This window comes from Methylibium petroleiphilum PM1 (assembly GCF_000015725.1).
In the GTDB taxonomy this organism is placed as follows: Bacteria; Pseudomonadota; Gammaproteobacteria; order Burkholderiales; family Burkholderiaceae_C; genus Methylibium; species Methylibium petroleiphilum.
On record NC_008825.1, the window covers coordinates 1,524,704 to 1,539,213 of the forward strand.

Consider the following 14,510-nt stretch of genomic DNA (forward strand, 5'->3'; position numbering starts at 1 on the left):
ACTGACATGGGTCTGCTTTCGCTCGCCATCTGGATGCCGATCGTGTTCGGCGTTGTGCTGCTCGCCGCCGGGCGCGACGAGCACGCCGGCGTCGTCCGCTGGATCGCGCTGGTCGCCGCGGTGCTCAGCTTCGCCGTCACGCTGCCGCTCGTCACGGGCTTCGACACCGCGACCGCGTCGATGCAGTTCAGCGAGAACCTCGCCTGGATCGACCGCTTCAACGTGCGCTACCACCTGGGCGTCGACGGTATCTCGGTGTGGTTCGTGCTGCTCACGGCCTTCATCACGGTCATCGTCGTCATCGCCGCCTGGGAGGTGGTCACGGAGCGCGTCAACCAGTACATGGGCGCCTTCCTGATCCTGTCGGGCCTGATGGTCGGTGTGTTCTCGGCGCTCGACGGGCTGCTGTTCTACGTGTTCTTCGAGGCCACGCTGATCCCGATGTACATCATCATCGGCGTGTGGGGCGGCCCGCGGCGCGTCTATGCCGCGTTCAAGTTCTTCCTCTACACGCTGCTCGGCTCGCTGCTGATGCTGATCGCGCTGATCTACCTGTACTACAAGTCGGGCGGCAGCTTCGAGATCCTCGAGTGGCACACGCTGCCGCTGCCGATGACGGCGCAGACGCTGCTGTTCTTCGCCTTCTTCGCCGCCTTCGCGGTCAAGGTGCCGATGTGGCCGGTGCACACCTGGCTGCCCGACGCCCACGTCGAGGCACCGACCGGCGGCTCGGTGGTGCTGGCGGCCATCATGCTCAAGCTCGGCGCCTACGGCTTCCTGCGCTTCTCGATGCCGATCGCGCCGGACGCCAGCCACGAATGGGCCTTCTTCGTCATCGCGCTGTCGCTGATCGCCGTGCTGTACATCGGCCTGGTGGCGCTGGTGCAGCAGGACATGAAGAAGCTGGTGGCCTATTCGTCGATCGCCCACATGGGCTTCGTGACGTTGGGCTTCTTCATCTTCAACGAACTGGGCGTCTCGGGCGGCATCGTGCAGATGATCAGCCACGGCTTCGTCTCGGGGGCCATGTTCCTGTGCATCGGCGTGCTCTACGACCGCGTCCACTCGCGCGAGATCGCGTCCTACGGCGGGGTGGTCAACACGATGCCGAAGTTCACCGCGCTGGCGGTCTTCTTCGCCATGGCCAACTGCGGCCTGCCGGGCACCGCCGGCTTCGTCGGCGAGTGGATGGTGATCCTCGGCGCCGTGAAGTTCAACTTCTGGATCGGCCTGCTGGCAGCCACGACGCTGATCTTCGGTGCTGCCTACACGCTTTGGATGGTCAAGCGCGTCTACTTCGGCGCGGTGGCGAACGACCACGTGCGCGAACTGACCGACATCAACGGCCGCGAGTTCTTCATGTTGTCGCTGCTGGCCGCCGCGGTGCTGTGGATGGGCGTCTACCCGAAGCCCTTCACCGACGTGATGCAGGTCTCCGTGACCGAACTGCTGAAGCACGTGGCTGTCTCGAAGCTGAACTGATCGCCAGGCCACCTCTATGAACGACATGAACTGGCTCGCCATCTACCCCGAGATCGTGCTGCTCGCGATGACCTGCGTGATCGCGCTGGTCGATCTGTACTCGCGATCGCCCAAGCGCACCCTGACCTATGTGCTGTCACTGGCGACGCTGGTCGCCGTGGCGCTGATGCATCTCAGCTACTTCCGGGGCGGCTTCACGCTCTACGCGATGCAGGGCATGGTGGTGGCCGATCCGATGGGCCATCTGCTGGCCTTCTTCGCCACCGTCGCGACCTTCATCACGCTGGTCTACGCGCGCCCTTATGCCGCCGACCGCGAGCTGCTGAAGGGCGAACTGTTCACGCTGGCGCTGTTCTCGCTGCTCGGGATCTCGATCATGATCTCGGCCAACAACTTCCTGGTCATCTACCTGGGCCTGGAGCTGATGTCGCTGAGCCTGTACGCGCTGGTCGCGCTGCGCCGGGATCACGCGGTGTCCACCGAAGCGGCGATGAAGTATTTCGTGCTGGGCGCGCTCGCCAGCGGCTTCCTGCTGTACGGCCTGTCGATGATGTACGGCGCGACCGGTTCGCTCGACCTCGGCGAGGTGTTCAAGGCCATCGGCACCGGGCAGATCAACAAGCAGGTGCTGGTGTTCGGCGTGGTGTTCGTGGTCGCCGGCCTGGGCTTCAAGCTCGGCGTCGTGCCCTTCCACATGTGGGTGCCTGACGTCTATCAGGGTGCGCCCACGGCGATCACGCTGATGATCGCCGGCGCTCCCAAGCTGGCCGCCTTCGCGATCACGATCCGCCTGCTGGTCGAGGGCATGATCGGCCTCGCGCTCGACTGGCAGCAGATGCTCATCGTGCTGTCGGTCGCGTCGATGGTGATCGGCAATGTCGCCGCGATCGCGCAGAGCAACCTCAAGCGCATGCTGGCCTATTCGGCGATCGCCCAGCTCGGCTTCATGCTGCTGGGCCTGACGCCGACCGTGATCTCCGGCAACACCTTCTCGGCCGCCAACGGCTACAGCTCGGCGATGTTCTACCTGGTCACCTACCTGCTGACCACGTTGTGCACCTTCGGCGTGATCATGGTGTTGGCACGCCAGGGCTTCGAGGCCGAGGAGATCGATGACCTCCGTGGGCTCAACCAGCGCAACCCGCTGCTCGCAGCCATCATGGGCATCTGCATGTTCTCGCTGGCGGGCATCCCGCCGGCGGTGGGCTTCTATGCCAAGCTCGCGGTGCTGCAGGCGCTGGTGTCGACCAACGTCACCGGCTACATCGTGCTGGCTGTCGTGGCGGTGCTGTTGTCGCTGGTGGGCGCCTTCTATTACCTGCGCGTCGTCAAGACCATGTACTTCGACGAGCCGGCCGCCGGCCCGGCGCTCGTCGCAGGACCGACCGAGGTGCGCGTGCTGTTGTCGCTGAATGGCGCGGCGGTGCTGGTGTTCGGCCTGCTGCCCGGTGGTCTGATGGCGCTGTGCGCCGACGCCATCCGGCTCGCGCTGGCCACCTGAGGCCGGCATGACGACTTCGCCCGCCGTCTGGCTGGTGCTCGCCCTGGCGCTGCTGGCGGCCAATCTGCCGTTCGTCAATGAACGGTTGTTTGTCGTTGGCCCGCAACGGGCGCCAGCCAAGCCGCTCGGCTGGCGCCTGCTCGAACTGCTGAGCCTGGGCGCGCTCGTCGTGCTGCTCGGCATGGGACTCGAGGCCCGCATCGGTCAGCGCCATCCGCAGGGTTGGGAGTTCTATGCGGTGATGCTGTGCCTGTTCTTCACGTTCGCATTTCCCGGCTTCGTGTGGCGTTACCTTCGGCGCCATCCTCCTGGCTGAACCCGGATCGCGATGAGTGCCACACCCGACCGGATGTCCCCCGCCGACGACCGCCACCTGCGTGAGGACTGCGTCATCAGCACCCAGGTCTATCGCGGCCATTTTCTCGACGTGCGCCGCGACACGGTGCGCCTGCCGGACGGTGGCGAAGCGGCCCGCGAGTACATCGTCCACCCCGGGGCCGTGATGATCGTGCCGTTGCTCGACGACGGCCGCCTGGTCGTCGAGCGGCAGTTCCGCTATCCCTTGCACCGTGCCTTCATCGAGTTCCCGGCCGGCAAGCTGGACGCCTGCGAACCCGTGCTGCATTGCGCGGTGCGCGAGTTGGCCGAGGAGACCGGCTACCGGGCGCGCGAATGGGCGCGGGCCGGCCTGCTGCACAACGCCATCGCCTACTCCGACGAAGGCATCGAGGTCTGGTTCGCGCGTGGTCTGGTCGCCGGCGAGCGCCATCTCGACGCCGGCGAGTTCCTCGACGTCTCCACGGTCACGCTGGAGGAGCTCGAGGTGATGGCGGCGAGCGGCGAACTGACCGACGCGAAAACGCTGATCGGCATGCTATGGCTCACGCATTGGCGCGCCGGGCGCTGGGTTTTGCAATGGCAGCCCGCACCGACGGGCGTCGTTGGCGCATGATGTCGTCATGAAGGTTCTGAGTCTGCGCTGCTCGCACGGTCATGGCTTCGAGGGCTGGTTCGGCTCCGAAGACGATTACCGTTCACAGTGCGAGCGCGGGCTGGTCGAGTGCCCGCTCTGCGGCAGCGGCGAGATCAGCCGCCTGCCCAGCGCACCGCGTCTGAATCTCTCGCCGTCGCGTGCGGTCGAGGCGGCTTCCAGTGCGCCGACGCCCGAGCAGCAGAGCGTCGAGGCGCTCTGGCTGCGCGCGGTGCACCACGTGATGGCCCAGACGGAGGACGTCGGCGAGCGCTTCGCCGACGAGGCCCGCCGCATCCACTACGGCGAGACCGCGGAGCGCGGCATCCGTGGCCAGGCCAGCGCCGAGCAGACCCAGGCGCTGCGCGAGGAGGGCATCGAAGTGCATGCGCTGCCGGTGCCCAAGGCGCTCAAAGGCCCGCTTCAGTAGAGCCCCCGTCGCCCGCGGCGCGACTGGCGCCGCCTCGCTCAGAGCAGGCGGCCGGGGTTCATCAGCCCCTGAGGATCGAGGGCCTGCTTGATCGAGCGCATCAGTGCCAGTGCGACCGGCGACTCGTAGTGCTGCAGTTCCTCGCGCTTGAGCGCGCCGATGCCATGCTCGGCCGAGATCGAGCCGCCATGCGCCTGGACGGCGTCATAGACGATCCGGTTCACGGCCGGCTCGTGGCCGCGCAGGAATGCCGCCGCGTCGATCCCTTCCGGCGCCTGCACGTTGTAGTGCAGATTGCCGTCGCCGAGGTGGCCGAAGTTCACCAGCCGGGCGCCCGGCACGGCAGCCTGCAGCAAGGCGTCGGTGGTGACCACGAAGTCCGGGATGCGCGACACCGGCAGCGCAATGTCGTGCTTGATGTTCAGGCCTTCCTCGGCCTGGGCCAGCGGGATGCTCTCGCGCAGGTGCCACAGCTGCCTCGATTGCTGCACGCTCTCGGCCACCGCGGCATCGACGATCGTGCCCGCCTCGAGCGCGCTCTCGAGCAACCCTTCGAACAACCCGCGTGCATGTGCCTCGTCTTCGATGTCCGACTGCTCGAGCAGCACTGTCCACGGGCTGGGCGCCAGCGGTCGCGGCAGGGCGGGGAAGTGTTTCTCGACCAGCGACAGCGCAAAGCGCCCCATCACCTCGAAGCCGGTCAGCCCGGCGCCGAGCCGGGCCTGGGCCCGCTGCAGCAAGGCCACGGCGTCGGCCAGCGTGGCGCACGCGGCCAGCGCGGTGCAGCGTGCCGCAGGTTGCGGGTGCAGCTTCAGCGTCGCCGCGGTGATGACGCCCAGCGTGCCTTCGCTGCCGATGTACAGGTCGCGCAGGTCGTAGCCGGTGTTGTCCTTGCGCAGGCCACTCAGGCCGTCCCAGATCTCGCCGGCGGCGGTCACCACCTCGAGCCCCAGGCACAGTTCACGCGCATTGCCGTAGCGCAGCACCTGGGTGCCCCCGGCGTTGGTGGCCAGGTTGCCGCCGATCGTGCAGCTGCCCTCGGCCGCCAGGCTCAGCGGAAACAGCAGGCTCTGCGCGGCGGCAGCCTCCTGCACCGCTTGCAGCACGCAGCCGGCCTCGACCGTCATCGTCGAGTTGGCGGCGTCGATGGCGCGCACGCGGTTCAGGCGCGCCAGGCTCAGCAACACCTGGCGACCGCTACCGTCGGGCACGCCACCCCCGACCAGGCCGGTGTTGCCGCCCTGCGGGACCAGACTCGTGCCGTGCGCGACGCAAGCCCGCACCACCGCCGCGACTTCGGCCGCGCTGCCGGGCCGGACCACCGCCAGCGCCTTGCCGTGATAGCGCTTGCGCCAGTCGATCTCCCAGGCCGAGCGGTCGCCATCGGTCAGCACCTGCGCCGGCCCCAGCGCGGCGCGCAGCGCATCGAGCAGCGAAGCGCTCATGACGAGGCGCCGGCAGCGGCCTGCTTGAAGCGCCAGCGCACGTGCAGCGCGCAGGCGGCGAACAAGGTCAAGCACAGCACGATCTCCAGCCCCGCGAGCCAGGCGCTCAGGCCACGGTCGCCGCTGGCGCGCACCACGCCCTCGATGAAGTAGAGCCAAACCAGCAGGCTGACCCAGCGGTAGGTGTACATGCGCCGCTTCAGCAGGCCGGCCAGCGGCAGCGCGAGCGGCAGCACCTTGAATGCCAGCATGCCGCTGCCGGTCGGCGCCAGCCAGAGCTCCCACAACAGACCGAGCACGATCAGGCCGAGCAGGCTCCCCACCGCGACGGCCCGCGTGCCGTCCACCGCATTGCATCGAAACATGGCTGGCATCATATCGAGCATGACCGTTCCCGATCTCCTGAAGGCCGGCTGGCGCGAACGCATCGCGCTGCTGGCCGAGACGCTGCAGACCTGGCCCTGGCTCGACACGCTGAAGACCCTGCGCCAGCGCTTTCGCGAAGACCGCCTCGGGCTCACCGCCAGCAGTCTGACCTTCACCACCACGATCGCACTGGTGCCGCTGGCCACCGTGACGCTGGCGATCTTCAGCGCCTTCCCGATGTTCGGCCAGTTCCAGGGTGCCCTGGAAAAGTACTTCATCCAGTCGCTGGTGCCCGATGGCATCGCCAAGCCGGTGCTGGGCGCGCTGACGCAGTTCGCCGGCAAGGCGCACCGGCTGGGCACCGTCGGCCTGGTGGTGCTGGTGCTCACGGCGCTGGCGCTGATGCTCACGATCGATCGCACGCTCAACGCGATCTGGCGTGTGCGCAAGCCGCGGCCGATCGCGCAGCGCGTGCTGGTCTACTGGGCCGCCGCCACGCTCGGTCCGCTGCTGCTGGGCGTGAGCCTGACGCTCACCTCCTATGCGATCTCGGCTTCGCGCGGCGTGGTCGGCGCCATGCCGGGCAGCCTGAGCGTGTTGCTCAATGCACTGGAGTTCGGCCTGCTGGCTGCGGCGATGGCCGGGCTGTTCCACTACGTGCCCAACACCGAGGTGCGCTGGCGCCACGCCCTGGCGGGCGGGCTGTTCGTGTCGGCCGGTTTCGAGCTGGCCAAGAAGGGCCTGGCCTGGTACCTGGCCCAGGTGCCGACCTACTCGACGATCTACGGCGCTTTCGCCACCGTGCCCATCTTCCTGATCTGGCTCTACCTCGGCTGGGTGATCGTTCTACTCGGCGCGGTGATCGCCGCCTACGCGCCGAGCCTGTCGATGCACATCGTGCGGCAGCCCAACACCCCGGGCTACCGCTTCCAGGCCGCCGTCCAACTGCTGCGCGAGCTGGCCGCGGCGCGCGCCCGCGGTGAACGCGGCCTGGGGCTCGTCGGCCTGGCGTCCACGCTGCGCACCGATCCGCTGCAGATCGAGCCCTCGCTGGAGCGGCTGGTCGAGCTCGACTGGGTCGGTCGCCTCGACGAGGCCGGCGAGAAGCGCTATGTGCTGCTCTGCGACCCGAACACGACGCCGGCTCAGCCGCTGCTCGCCGCGCTGCTGCTCGACCCCAGCCCCGGTTTGCGGGGGTTCTGGCAGCGCGCGCGCTTCGGCGAGATGACGCTGCAGGAGCTGATCTGATCCCGGGTCGGGCAACCGCGATCCCGTCAGACGGTCACGCTCCTAGTTCCTTCTGTGGCCCTCGCCGGGGATTCTGGGTATATTGAATTCAACGGCATCTCGAAGGAGCCCATCATGAAAGTCAGCGACATCCTGCGCGTCAAGGGGGGCACCCTGTTCACCGTCACGCCCTCCCAGCCCCTGGCCGAGGCGTTGCGCACCATGGCAGAGCGCGACATCGGCTCGCTGGTCGTGATGGAGCACGGTGATGTGGTGGGCCTGCTGACCTTCCGCGAGGTCATCCAGGCTATCGTCGGCAATGGTGGCAATGTGGGCGACACCATCGTGCGCACGGTCATGGAAGACCACCCGATGACCTGCACCCCCGACACCGAGATCGACGAAGTGCGCCGCATGATGCTCGGCCGCCATGCCCGTTACATGCCGGTGCTGACCCAGCGCACCCTGATGGGCGTGATCTCGTTCTACGACGTCGCCAAGGCGGTGGTCGACGGGCAGGATTTCGAGAACCGCATGCTCAAGGCCTACATCCGCGACTGGCCGGTCGAGGAAGACTCCGCCCCGGCGCCCCAGCAGTAGCGCCGCAGTCGCAACCGCGGCGTTACAGGGTCCCCACCCGGACGTGAGGCATTTGGCAGGGACCCCGCTGCAGGGGTATCGGGGTGTTACCACTTCAGCCGCGCTTCATCTGAAACGCCGATGCTCTCCGCATGGGATGCGGGAGAGCCATCATGAAGCTTCGATTTCGGCGGTTGGGTCGCGGTGTCGCGTCGCTGGGCCTGGCTGCGGTGGTGTGCAGCAGCGCGGCCGTGGAGACGGCGCCCGGCGAGGACTCGGCCCCGAACGCACCGTGGACCGTGCAGCCGGCATCGCCGTCCTGGCCGTCGAGAGCGCAATCCGAACTGCGCGACGCGACGCGGCAGGATGCTGCCTTCAAATTCAGCATCGTCGAACTGCCGCGCTATGACGTGCCCGGTGCCGGCCGCCCGCGCCGCGCTCACCACGCACTGAGCATGAGTTCCGAGACGCCGCAGCGCATGCTGCGCTCCATCGGCGTCGAGGCCACCGACTGCGCCACACGCCTTCGGCTGCCGACCCGGCTGCGCCAGGACCGCGATGGCTCCAGCGTCGAGATGCGCGCCCACCTCGGGCTGGCCTGCCGATTCTGAGCGTCCGAGCGGCGGGGCCGGGCCGGGCATGGGGGTGACGGCACGGGCCGCTGTCACAATGCGGCTTGAGTTCCGCATTCGCCCCGAATCATGTCCGGCAGCACCCTCGGCCACTTGTTTTGCGTCACCAACTTCGGTGAATCCCACGGACCCGCCATCGGTTGCGTGATCGACGGCTGTCCGCCCGGCATGAGCCTGAGCGAGGCCGACATCCAGCCCGAGCTGGACCGCCGCCGTCCCGGCACCTCGCGCCACGTGACCCAGCGCAATGAGCCCGACGCGGTGGAGATCCTGTCCGGCGTCCACGAGGGCCGCACCACCGGCACACCGATCTGCCTGCTGATCCGCAACACCGACCAGCGCAGCAAGGACTACGGCAACATCGTCCAGACCTTCCGCCCCGGCCACGCCGACTACACCTACTGGCACAAGTACGGCCTGCGCGACCCGCGCGGCGGTGGTCGCAGCTCGGCGCGCCTCACCGCGCCGATGGTCGGTGCCGGCGCGGTGGCGAAGAAGTGGCTCAAGGAACACCACGGCATCGCCTTTCGCGGCGGCATGGCGGCGCTGGGCGAGATCGACATCGCCTTCGAGGGCTGGCAGCATGTGCCGGACAACCCCTTCTTCGCGCCCAACGCCAGCCAGATCGGCCAGCTCGAGGACTTCATGGACGCCTTGCGCAAGGAGGGCGATTCGGTCGGCGCGCGCATCGTTGTCGAGGCCACCGGCGTGCCGGTCGGCTGGGGCGAGCCGCTGTTCGACAAGCTCGACGCCGACATCGCCCACGTGATGATGGGGCTCAATGCCGTCAAGGGCGTCGAGATCGGTGCGGGCTTCGCGAGCGTCGCGCACCGCGGCTCGATGCACGGCGACGAACTCACGCCCCAGGGCTTTCGCAGCAACCACGCCGGCGGTGTGCTCGGCGGCATCAGCACCGGGCAGGATATCCGCGTATCGATCGCGATCAAGCCCACCAGCTCGATCCGCACGCCACGCCAGTCGATCGACCTGCAGGGCCAGCCGGCGACGGTCGAGACCTTCGGCCGCCACGACCCCTGCGTCGGCATCCGCGCCACGCCGATCGCCGAGGCGCTGCTGGCGCTGGTGCTGATGGACCATGCACTGCGCCACCGCGCGCAGTGCGGCGACGTGCGCCTGCCGGTGGCGCCGATCGCGGCGCACCTGCCGGACGCCTGACGGGGAGCCCCGATGCGCCACGCCCTTCGATCGTTCGTCGCGCTGTGCGGCCTGGCGGTGGCCGCTGCGGCCTGGGGGCAGGATTCGCCGCAGCGCGTCGAACTCAAGCGCAGCGACCTGAGCGGCGCGCCCGGCATGGAGGTGGTCTCCTCGATCGCCGAATACAAGCCTGGCGACACGCTGGAGGCGCACTTCCACCACGGGGTCGAGGCGGCCTACGTGGTGCAGGGTGCCACGGTCCAACTGCCCGGCAAGGAGCCGATGGCGCTGCCGACAGGCATCGCGATCCACAACCTGCGCGACGTGCGGCACGGCGGCTTCAAGGTGATCGGCGACACCTCGCTGAAGGTGTTCACGGTGCACGTGGTCGACAAGGGCAAGCCGCTCTACGATCTGGCGAAATAGCCGGGCCACCGCCACCGCCGCGGCGGCGCGATCAGAGCGTGAGCCGCCAGCCGTCGACGAGGGCCGCAGGTGCCGTGATCGAGGCGAGCTGCCGCGACTGGTAGGTGCTGCTGTCGGGCATCCGCTCGCAACGGTCGCCCAGGCCCACCAGGCCATCGCCGAACAGGCGCAGGAAGCTGTCGTCGAAGCGCATCACCTCCAGCGGCGCGGCCAGTTCGCCGCCCTCGACCCAGAAGCAGGCGAAGCGTGTCATGCCGGTCATGCGGCAGGCCTGGCGGTCGCTGTAGTTCAGGTACCAGAGGTTGCTCACGCAGAGGCCCGAGCCTAGCGTCTCGAGCAGTCGCCCATGCGGCAGTGCACCGGGCGCCAGCGCCAGCGCCTCCGGCGTCTCGGCCGCATTCGCGCCGTTGGCCGGCAGGCCGTACTCGCGGGCCGAGCGGGGCGCGTTCAGCGTGTCGACGGCGCGGCCGTCGCTGACCAGCAGGACCTCGGCCGGGCGCACGAAGCCGTCGGCCGTGAAGGCCGGCGTGAAACCGTGGCCGGGCGCCTCGCTCAGGCGCACCGACGGGTGCAGGCGGGCGTCGCCGTGCGCCAGCTTCGCCAGCGAGGACACGCCGGTGCGCCGGGCCTTCAGGCCGAAGCCACTCCAGCCCAGCGTGGCCAGCAGTTCGTTCATCGCCGCCGGGCTGAACAGCGCGCGGTAGGCACCGGGCGGCAGCGCGCGCGCCGGCTGGCGCAGCAGCGCGAGCTGGGCTGCCGCTTCGCGAAGGCGTGCCGCGAACTCGGACAGCGACCACGCCGTGCCGCCGTACTGCGTTTTCACCGCCTTGTCGGCAGCGTGGACCAGGCACCACTCGAAGTCAAAGCTTTCCACGCGGCGCCAGTGGCGTGCACCCAGGCTGTCGGCGTAGGCGCGCACCACCGGGCCGCCGGCATAGAAGCCGACGAAGTCCAGGCCGTCGGCGTGCTCGCGCACGGCGTCGATCACGGCCGCGGGCGACGGCAGCGCACCGCGGTCGTCGCGGTCGCTGCTGTGCGCTTCCTCCGGCAGCAGCAGCCAGGGGTCGTCGGGGATCAGCGAGAGATCGTGGATCAGAAGCGTGCGCTCGGCGAGCAGGCGTTGCGTGTCGAGCGCCAGGTCGCCGGTGAGGGTGAGGCTGCTCTCGGTGTGGCGCCGGCCGCGCACCACGGCCAGCGTCGCCTGTGCCTGCAGCACATGGGTGGCCTGGCGCAGCGCCGCGCGGTTGAAGCGCAGGAAGTCGCTGGCCTCGGCGTTCAGTGCCAGACTGACGCGGTCCACGCCATCGGCGCGGCACACGCTGTCGGCCAGCGCGTCGAAGTGAGGGCGCTCGGTCAGCCCGCTCATCCGTCGACCCCGCCGAACACGTCGACGCCGGTGAACAGGCAGGCCGGAGAGGCGTGCCCGACCCGGATCACCTGCGAGGGCTCGCCCTTGCCGCAGAAGGGCGTGCCCATCACCTCGCAGGTCGACGCATCGCCCACCCCGGCCAGCGAGCGCCAGAAGGTCGCGCTCACGCCGCGGTAGTTCGGGTTGCGCACCACCTCGGCCAGCCGGCCGTGGCGGATCATGCGGCCGTACTCGCAGCCGAACTGGAACTTGTTGCGCGAGTCGTCGATGCTCCACGAGCAGTTGGTGTGCATCACCACGCCGTGGTCGACCGCGGCGATCAGTTCGTCGAGCGTGCTGTGCCCGGGTTCGACGTTGAGATTGCTCATGCGGTCGATCGGCGCGCGGTTCCAGCTGCAGGCCCGCGTGGTGGCCACGCCGCCCACGTCGTGGCCGGCGGCCCGGGCGCGCGCCTGCGACAGGCTGCCGCCCAGCGGGTGCAGCAGCACGCCGCGCTCGATCAGCATGCGGCGCTCGGCCGGCGTGCCGTCGTCGTCGAAAGCGAAGCCGGCGAATTCGTGCGCACGTGACGGATCGAAGCTCACGTTCAGCAGCTCGCTGCCGTAGCGGTAGTGGCCGAACAGGTCGAGCGTGACGAAGCTCGTGCCGGCGAAGTTGCGCTCGTCGCCGAGGATGCGGTCCAGCTCCAGCGGATGGCCGATGCTCTCGTGGATCTGCAGCATCATCTGGTCCGGCATCAGCAGCAGGTCCATGCGGCCGCTCGGGCAGTGGGGTGCGGCCACGAGCTCCAGCGCCTCGCGCGCGACGCGCGGGCCGTCCTGCTCGAAGCGGGCGCGGTCCAGCACTTCCAGCCCGCCCTGCTGGCAGTAGCCGTTGTACTGTCCGGCGCTGGACCGCACCTGCGTCACGCCGCCGTCGACCGCCGTCACCTGGATGGCCGGCGTGAGGTAGGCGAAGCGCTGCTCGATGTGGGCGCCGTCGCTGCTCAGGAAAAGTTGATCGGTCTCGACGCTCCACAGGCTGGTCTGCGCGTCGACGATGCGCTCGTCGATCCGGCAGGCCGCGTTCACGCGCATCAGCAGCTCGAGCTTGTCGCCCAGCGTCAGGGTGTGGTGCGGTCGCTCGACGCGGCTGGCGTATTGGCCGCTGTCGCGCGGGCGCGGCAGCTCCGCGGGCGTGAACACCGTCTTGCCGGCGCCGGCCCGGGCCAGCGCGTGGGCGCGCAGCAGGGCGGTACGCAAGCCGGCTCCGGACGTGTCGGCGGTGGCCGCATGGCCCACGCCACCGTCGACGACGGTGAGCATCACACCCTCGTCACGCACTCGCTTCGGCGTTTCGGCAACGCCCTGGCGCACGCCGAGCTGTTCGGATCGCTCGCTGACGCCGCGTGCGGTCCAGTGCGTGACCGAATCGGGCAGGGCGGCGGTGGCGCGGCGAACGGTGGCGGCGAGCGTGTCGAGCATCTGGGGCAGCGGCAAAGGGGCGCAGGTCAGTCTACAAAGGCCGGCGCGCCCCCAGTTCAGCACTCGACGATGTTGACCGCCAGTCCGCCGCGCGCGGTTTCCTTGTACTTCGTCTGCATGTCGGCGCCGGTCTCGCGCATGGTCTTGATGACCTGGTCGAGGCTCACGTGGTGGGTGCCGTCGCCGCGCAACGCCATGCGCGCCGCGTTGATGGCCTTCACCGAGGCGATGGCGTTGCGCTCGATGCACGGGATCTGCACCAGCCCGCCCACCGGGTCGCAAGTCAGGCCCAGGTGGTGCTCCATGCCGATCTCGGCGGCGTTCTCCACCTGCGCCGGCGTGCCGCCCAGCACCGCGCACAGCGCGCCGGCGGCCATCGAGCAGGCGACACCCACTTCGCCCTGGCAGCCCACCTCGGCACCGGAGATCGAGGCGTTCTCCTTGTAGAGGATGCCGATGGCCGCGGCGGTGAGCAGGAAATCGACGATGCCAGCATCGCTTGCGTCGCGAACAAAGCGGGCATAGTAATGCAGCACGGCCGGCACGATGCCGGCGGCACCGTTGGTCGGTGCCGTGACCACGCGCCCGCCGGCGGCGTTCTCCTCGTTGACCGCCAGTGCGTAGAGGTTGACCCAGTCCAGCACCTGCAGCGGGTCGCTGAGCGCGGCGGTCGGGTCGGCCGTCAGGTCGCGGTAGAGCCTGGCGGCGCGCCGCTTGACCTGGTAGCCGCCGGGCAGCACGCCCTCGGTGCGCAGGCCGCGCTCCACGCAGGCCTGCATCACGCGCCAGATGCGCAGCAGGCCGGCGTCGATCTCGGCGTCGCTGCGCCAGTGGCGCTCGTTGCGGCGCATCACCTCGGCGATAGAGCAGCCGAGCTCGCGCGTCAGGCGCAGCAGTTCGTCACCGCTGCGGTAGGGGTGTGGCAGCACGGTGGTGTCGGGCACGACCTTCTGTTGGCGGCTGCCGTCGGCGGCCACCTCGTCACTCAGCACGAAGCCACCACCGACCGAGTAGTAGCAGCGGTTCGCCAGTTCGACGCCGTCGGCGTCGTAGGCGGCGAAGCGCAGGCCGTTGGGGTGGAAGGGGAGGCTCTGGCGGCGCCGGAACAGCAGATCGCGGGCCTCGTCGAAGTCGATCTCGTGCTGGCCCAGCAGCGCCAGGCGGCGATGTTCGCGCAGGGCGGCCAGACGGGTCGGGATGGCGTCGACATCGACGCTGTCGGGGTCCTCGCCGATCAGTCCCAGCAGCACGGCCTTGTCGGAGCCGTGGCCCTTGCCGGTGGCGCCCAGCGAACCATAGAGTTCGGACACCACGCGCGCGGTGCGCTCCAACAGGCCCTCGTGCGCCAGGCGCTGCACGAACAGCTTGGCCGCCCGCATCGGCCCGACCGTGTGCGAGCTCGACGGCCCGATGCCGATCTTGAACAGGTCGAAGACGGAAACGGCCATCGCAGTGTCGTGGTGAG

At 69.2% G+C, this 14,510-nt stretch carries 15 protein-coding genes; 10 read left to right on the forward strand and 5 right to left on the reverse strand.

Annotated elements, in window-relative coordinates:
* Positions 1-6: 6 nt before the first annotated feature.
* Genes MPE_RS07140 through MPE_RS07160 form a run of 5 tightly spaced genes read left to right on the forward strand, consistent with a single transcriptional unit; the run spans position 7 to position 4,383 of the window.
* Entirely contained in the window at positions 7-1,482 is a 1,476-nt protein-coding gene (locus tag MPE_RS07140) for an NADH-quinone oxidoreductase subunit M (protein WP_011829014.1), read from the forward strand.
* 16 nt (positions 1,483-1,498) lie between these two features.
* Positions 1,499-2,983 carry an NADH-quinone oxidoreductase subunit NuoN gene (gene nuoN / locus MPE_RS07145; protein ID WP_011829015.1) on the forward strand — a complete coding sequence of 495 codons (1,485 nt, stop codon included), beginning with the start codon at positions 1,499-1,501 and terminating at the stop codon, positions 2,981-2,983.
* Between the two features lie 7 nt (positions 2,984-2,990).
* Positions 2,991-3,299, forward strand: coding sequence for a DUF2818 family protein (locus MPE_RS07150; protein WP_011829016.1), 309 nt, complete (start codon positions 2,991-2,993; stop codon positions 3,297-3,299).
* Between the two features lie 12 nt (positions 3,300-3,311).
* Positions 3,312-3,935, forward strand: a complete 624-nt coding sequence (locus MPE_RS07155) for an NUDIX domain-containing protein (RefSeq protein WP_011829017.1) — start codon at positions 3,312-3,314, stop codon at positions 3,933-3,935.
* 7 nt (positions 3,936-3,942) lie between these two features.
* Positions 3,943-4,383 carry a DUF1178 family protein gene (locus MPE_RS07160; protein WP_011829018.1) on the forward strand — a complete coding sequence of 147 codons (441 nt, stop codon included), beginning with the start codon at positions 3,943-3,945 and terminating at the stop codon, positions 4,381-4,383.
* 38 nt (positions 4,384-4,421) lie between these two features.
* Here MPE_RS07160 and MPE_RS07165 read toward each other — a convergent pair whose 3' ends face one another.
* Both MPE_RS07165 and MPE_RS07170 read right to left on the reverse strand, forming a co-directional pair.
* The gene (locus tag MPE_RS07165) at positions 4,422-5,828 is read right to left on the reverse strand and encodes an FAD-binding oxidoreductase (RefSeq protein ID WP_011829019.1); all 1,407 of its coding nucleotides are present in this window, start codon (positions 5,826-5,828) and stop codon (positions 4,422-4,424) included.
* Positions 5,825-6,193: a DUF2069 domain-containing protein gene (locus MPE_RS07170; RefSeq protein WP_036230578.1), complete on the reverse strand. Its 369-nt coding sequence runs from the start codon at positions 6,191-6,193 to the stop codon at positions 5,825-5,827. The genes MPE_RS07165 and MPE_RS07170 overlap by 4 nt, the downstream gene beginning before the upstream one ends.
* 19 nt (positions 6,194-6,212) lie before the next feature.
* Here MPE_RS07170 and MPE_RS07175 point away from each other — a divergent pair, with 19 nt between their 5' ends.
* From MPE_RS07175 to MPE_RS07195, 5 genes are all read left to right on the forward strand, one after another.
* Positions 6,213-7,442, forward strand: coding sequence for a YihY family inner membrane protein (locus MPE_RS07175; protein ID WP_036230567.1), 1,230 nt, complete (start codon positions 6,213-6,215; stop codon positions 7,440-7,442).
* 114 nt (positions 7,443-7,556) lie between these two features.
* Positions 7,557-8,021 carry a CBS domain-containing protein gene (locus tag MPE_RS07180; RefSeq protein WP_011829022.1) on the forward strand — a complete coding sequence of 155 codons (465 nt, stop codon included), beginning with the start codon at positions 7,557-7,559 and terminating at the stop codon, positions 8,019-8,021.
* A 152-nt stretch (positions 8,022-8,173) separates the two neighbouring features.
* Positions 8,174-8,611 carry a hypothetical protein gene (locus tag MPE_RS07185; RefSeq protein ID WP_011829023.1) on the forward strand — a complete coding sequence of 146 codons (438 nt, stop codon included), beginning with the start codon at positions 8,174-8,176 and terminating at the stop codon, positions 8,609-8,611.
* 90 nt (positions 8,612-8,701) lie between these two features.
* Positions 8,702-9,808: a chorismate synthase gene (gene aroC, locus MPE_RS07190; RefSeq protein WP_011829024.1), complete on the forward strand. Its 1,107-nt coding sequence runs from the start codon at positions 8,702-8,704 to the stop codon at positions 9,806-9,808.
* A gap of 12 nt (positions 9,809-9,820) precedes the next feature.
* Positions 9,821-10,213, forward strand: a complete 393-nt coding sequence (locus tag MPE_RS07195; RefSeq protein WP_011829025.1) for a cupin domain-containing protein — start codon at positions 9,821-9,823, stop codon at positions 10,211-10,213.
* A gap of 31 nt (positions 10,214-10,244) precedes the next feature.
* Here MPE_RS07195 and MPE_RS07200 read toward each other — a convergent pair whose 3' ends face one another.
* From MPE_RS07200 to MPE_RS07210, 3 genes are read right to left on the reverse strand one after another with little or no spacing between them, the layout of a single operon-like run.
* Positions 10,245-11,579 (reverse strand): metallopeptidase TldD-related protein, encoded by a 1,335-nt coding sequence (locus MPE_RS07200; protein WP_011829026.1) that lies wholly within the window; start codon positions 11,577-11,579, stop codon positions 10,245-10,247.
* A complete protein-coding gene (locus MPE_RS07205) occupies positions 11,576-13,045 on the reverse strand; it encodes a TldD/PmbA family protein (RefSeq protein ID WP_011829027.1) in 1,470 nt (489 codons plus the stop codon). The genes MPE_RS07200 and MPE_RS07205 overlap by 4 nt, the downstream gene beginning before the upstream one ends.
* A 56-nt stretch (positions 13,046-13,101) precedes the next feature.
* Positions 13,102-14,493, reverse strand: a complete 1,392-nt coding sequence (locus MPE_RS07210) for an L-serine ammonia-lyase (protein WP_011829028.1) — start codon at positions 14,491-14,493, stop codon at positions 13,102-13,104.
* Positions 14,494-14,510: the final 17 nt, after the last annotated feature.

What these genes read in the sequence shown, in the direction of transcription:
- MPE_RS07140 (WP_011829014.1), top strand. Translation starts at nt 7, where the DNA reads ATGGGTCTGCTTTCGCTCGCCATCTGGATGCCGATCGTGTTCGGCGTT.
- nuoN (WP_011829015.1), top strand. Translation starts at nt 1,499, where the DNA reads ATGAACGACATGAACTGGCTCGCCATCTACCCCGAGATCGTGCTGCTC.
- MPE_RS07150 (WP_011829016.1), top strand. Translation starts at nt 2,991, where the DNA reads ATGACGACTTCGCCCGCCGTCTGGCTGGTGCTCGCCCTGGCGCTGCTG.
- MPE_RS07155 (WP_011829017.1), top strand. Translation starts at nt 3,312, where the DNA reads ATGAGTGCCACACCCGACCGGATGTCCCCCGCCGACGACCGCCACCTG.
- MPE_RS07160 (WP_011829018.1), top strand. Translation starts at nt 3,943, where the DNA reads ATGAAGGTTCTGAGTCTGCGCTGCTCGCACGGTCATGGCTTCGAGGGC.
- MPE_RS07165 (WP_011829019.1), bottom strand. Translation starts at nt 5,828, where the DNA reads ATGAGCGCTTCGCTGCTCGATGCGCTGCGCGCCGCGCTGGGGCCGGCG.
- MPE_RS07170 (WP_036230578.1), bottom strand. Translation starts at nt 6,193, where the DNA reads ATGTTTCGATGCAATGCGGTGGACGGCACGCGGGCCGTCGCGGTGGGG.
- MPE_RS07175 (WP_036230567.1), top strand. Translation starts at nt 6,213, where the DNA reads ATGACCGTTCCCGATCTCCTGAAGGCCGGCTGGCGCGAACGCATCGCG.
- MPE_RS07180 (WP_011829022.1), top strand. Translation starts at nt 7,557, where the DNA reads ATGAAAGTCAGCGACATCCTGCGCGTCAAGGGGGGCACCCTGTTCACC.
- MPE_RS07185 (WP_011829023.1), top strand. Translation starts at nt 8,174, where the DNA reads ATGAAGCTTCGATTTCGGCGGTTGGGTCGCGGTGTCGCGTCGCTGGGC.
- aroC (WP_011829024.1), top strand. Translation starts at nt 8,702, where the DNA reads ATGTCCGGCAGCACCCTCGGCCACTTGTTTTGCGTCACCAACTTCGGT.
- MPE_RS07195 (WP_011829025.1), top strand. Translation starts at nt 9,821, where the DNA reads ATGCGCCACGCCCTTCGATCGTTCGTCGCGCTGTGCGGCCTGGCGGTG.
- MPE_RS07200 (WP_011829026.1), bottom strand. Translation starts at nt 11,579, where the DNA reads ATGAGCGGGCTGACCGAGCGCCCTCACTTCGACGCGCTGGCCGACAGC.
- MPE_RS07205 (WP_011829027.1), bottom strand. Translation starts at nt 13,045, where the DNA reads ATGCTCGACACGCTCGCCGCCACCGTTCGCCGCGCCACCGCCGCCCTG.
- MPE_RS07210 (WP_011829028.1), bottom strand. Translation starts at nt 14,493, where the DNA reads ATGGCCGTTTCCGTCTTCGACCTGTTCAAGATCGGCATCGGGCCGTCG.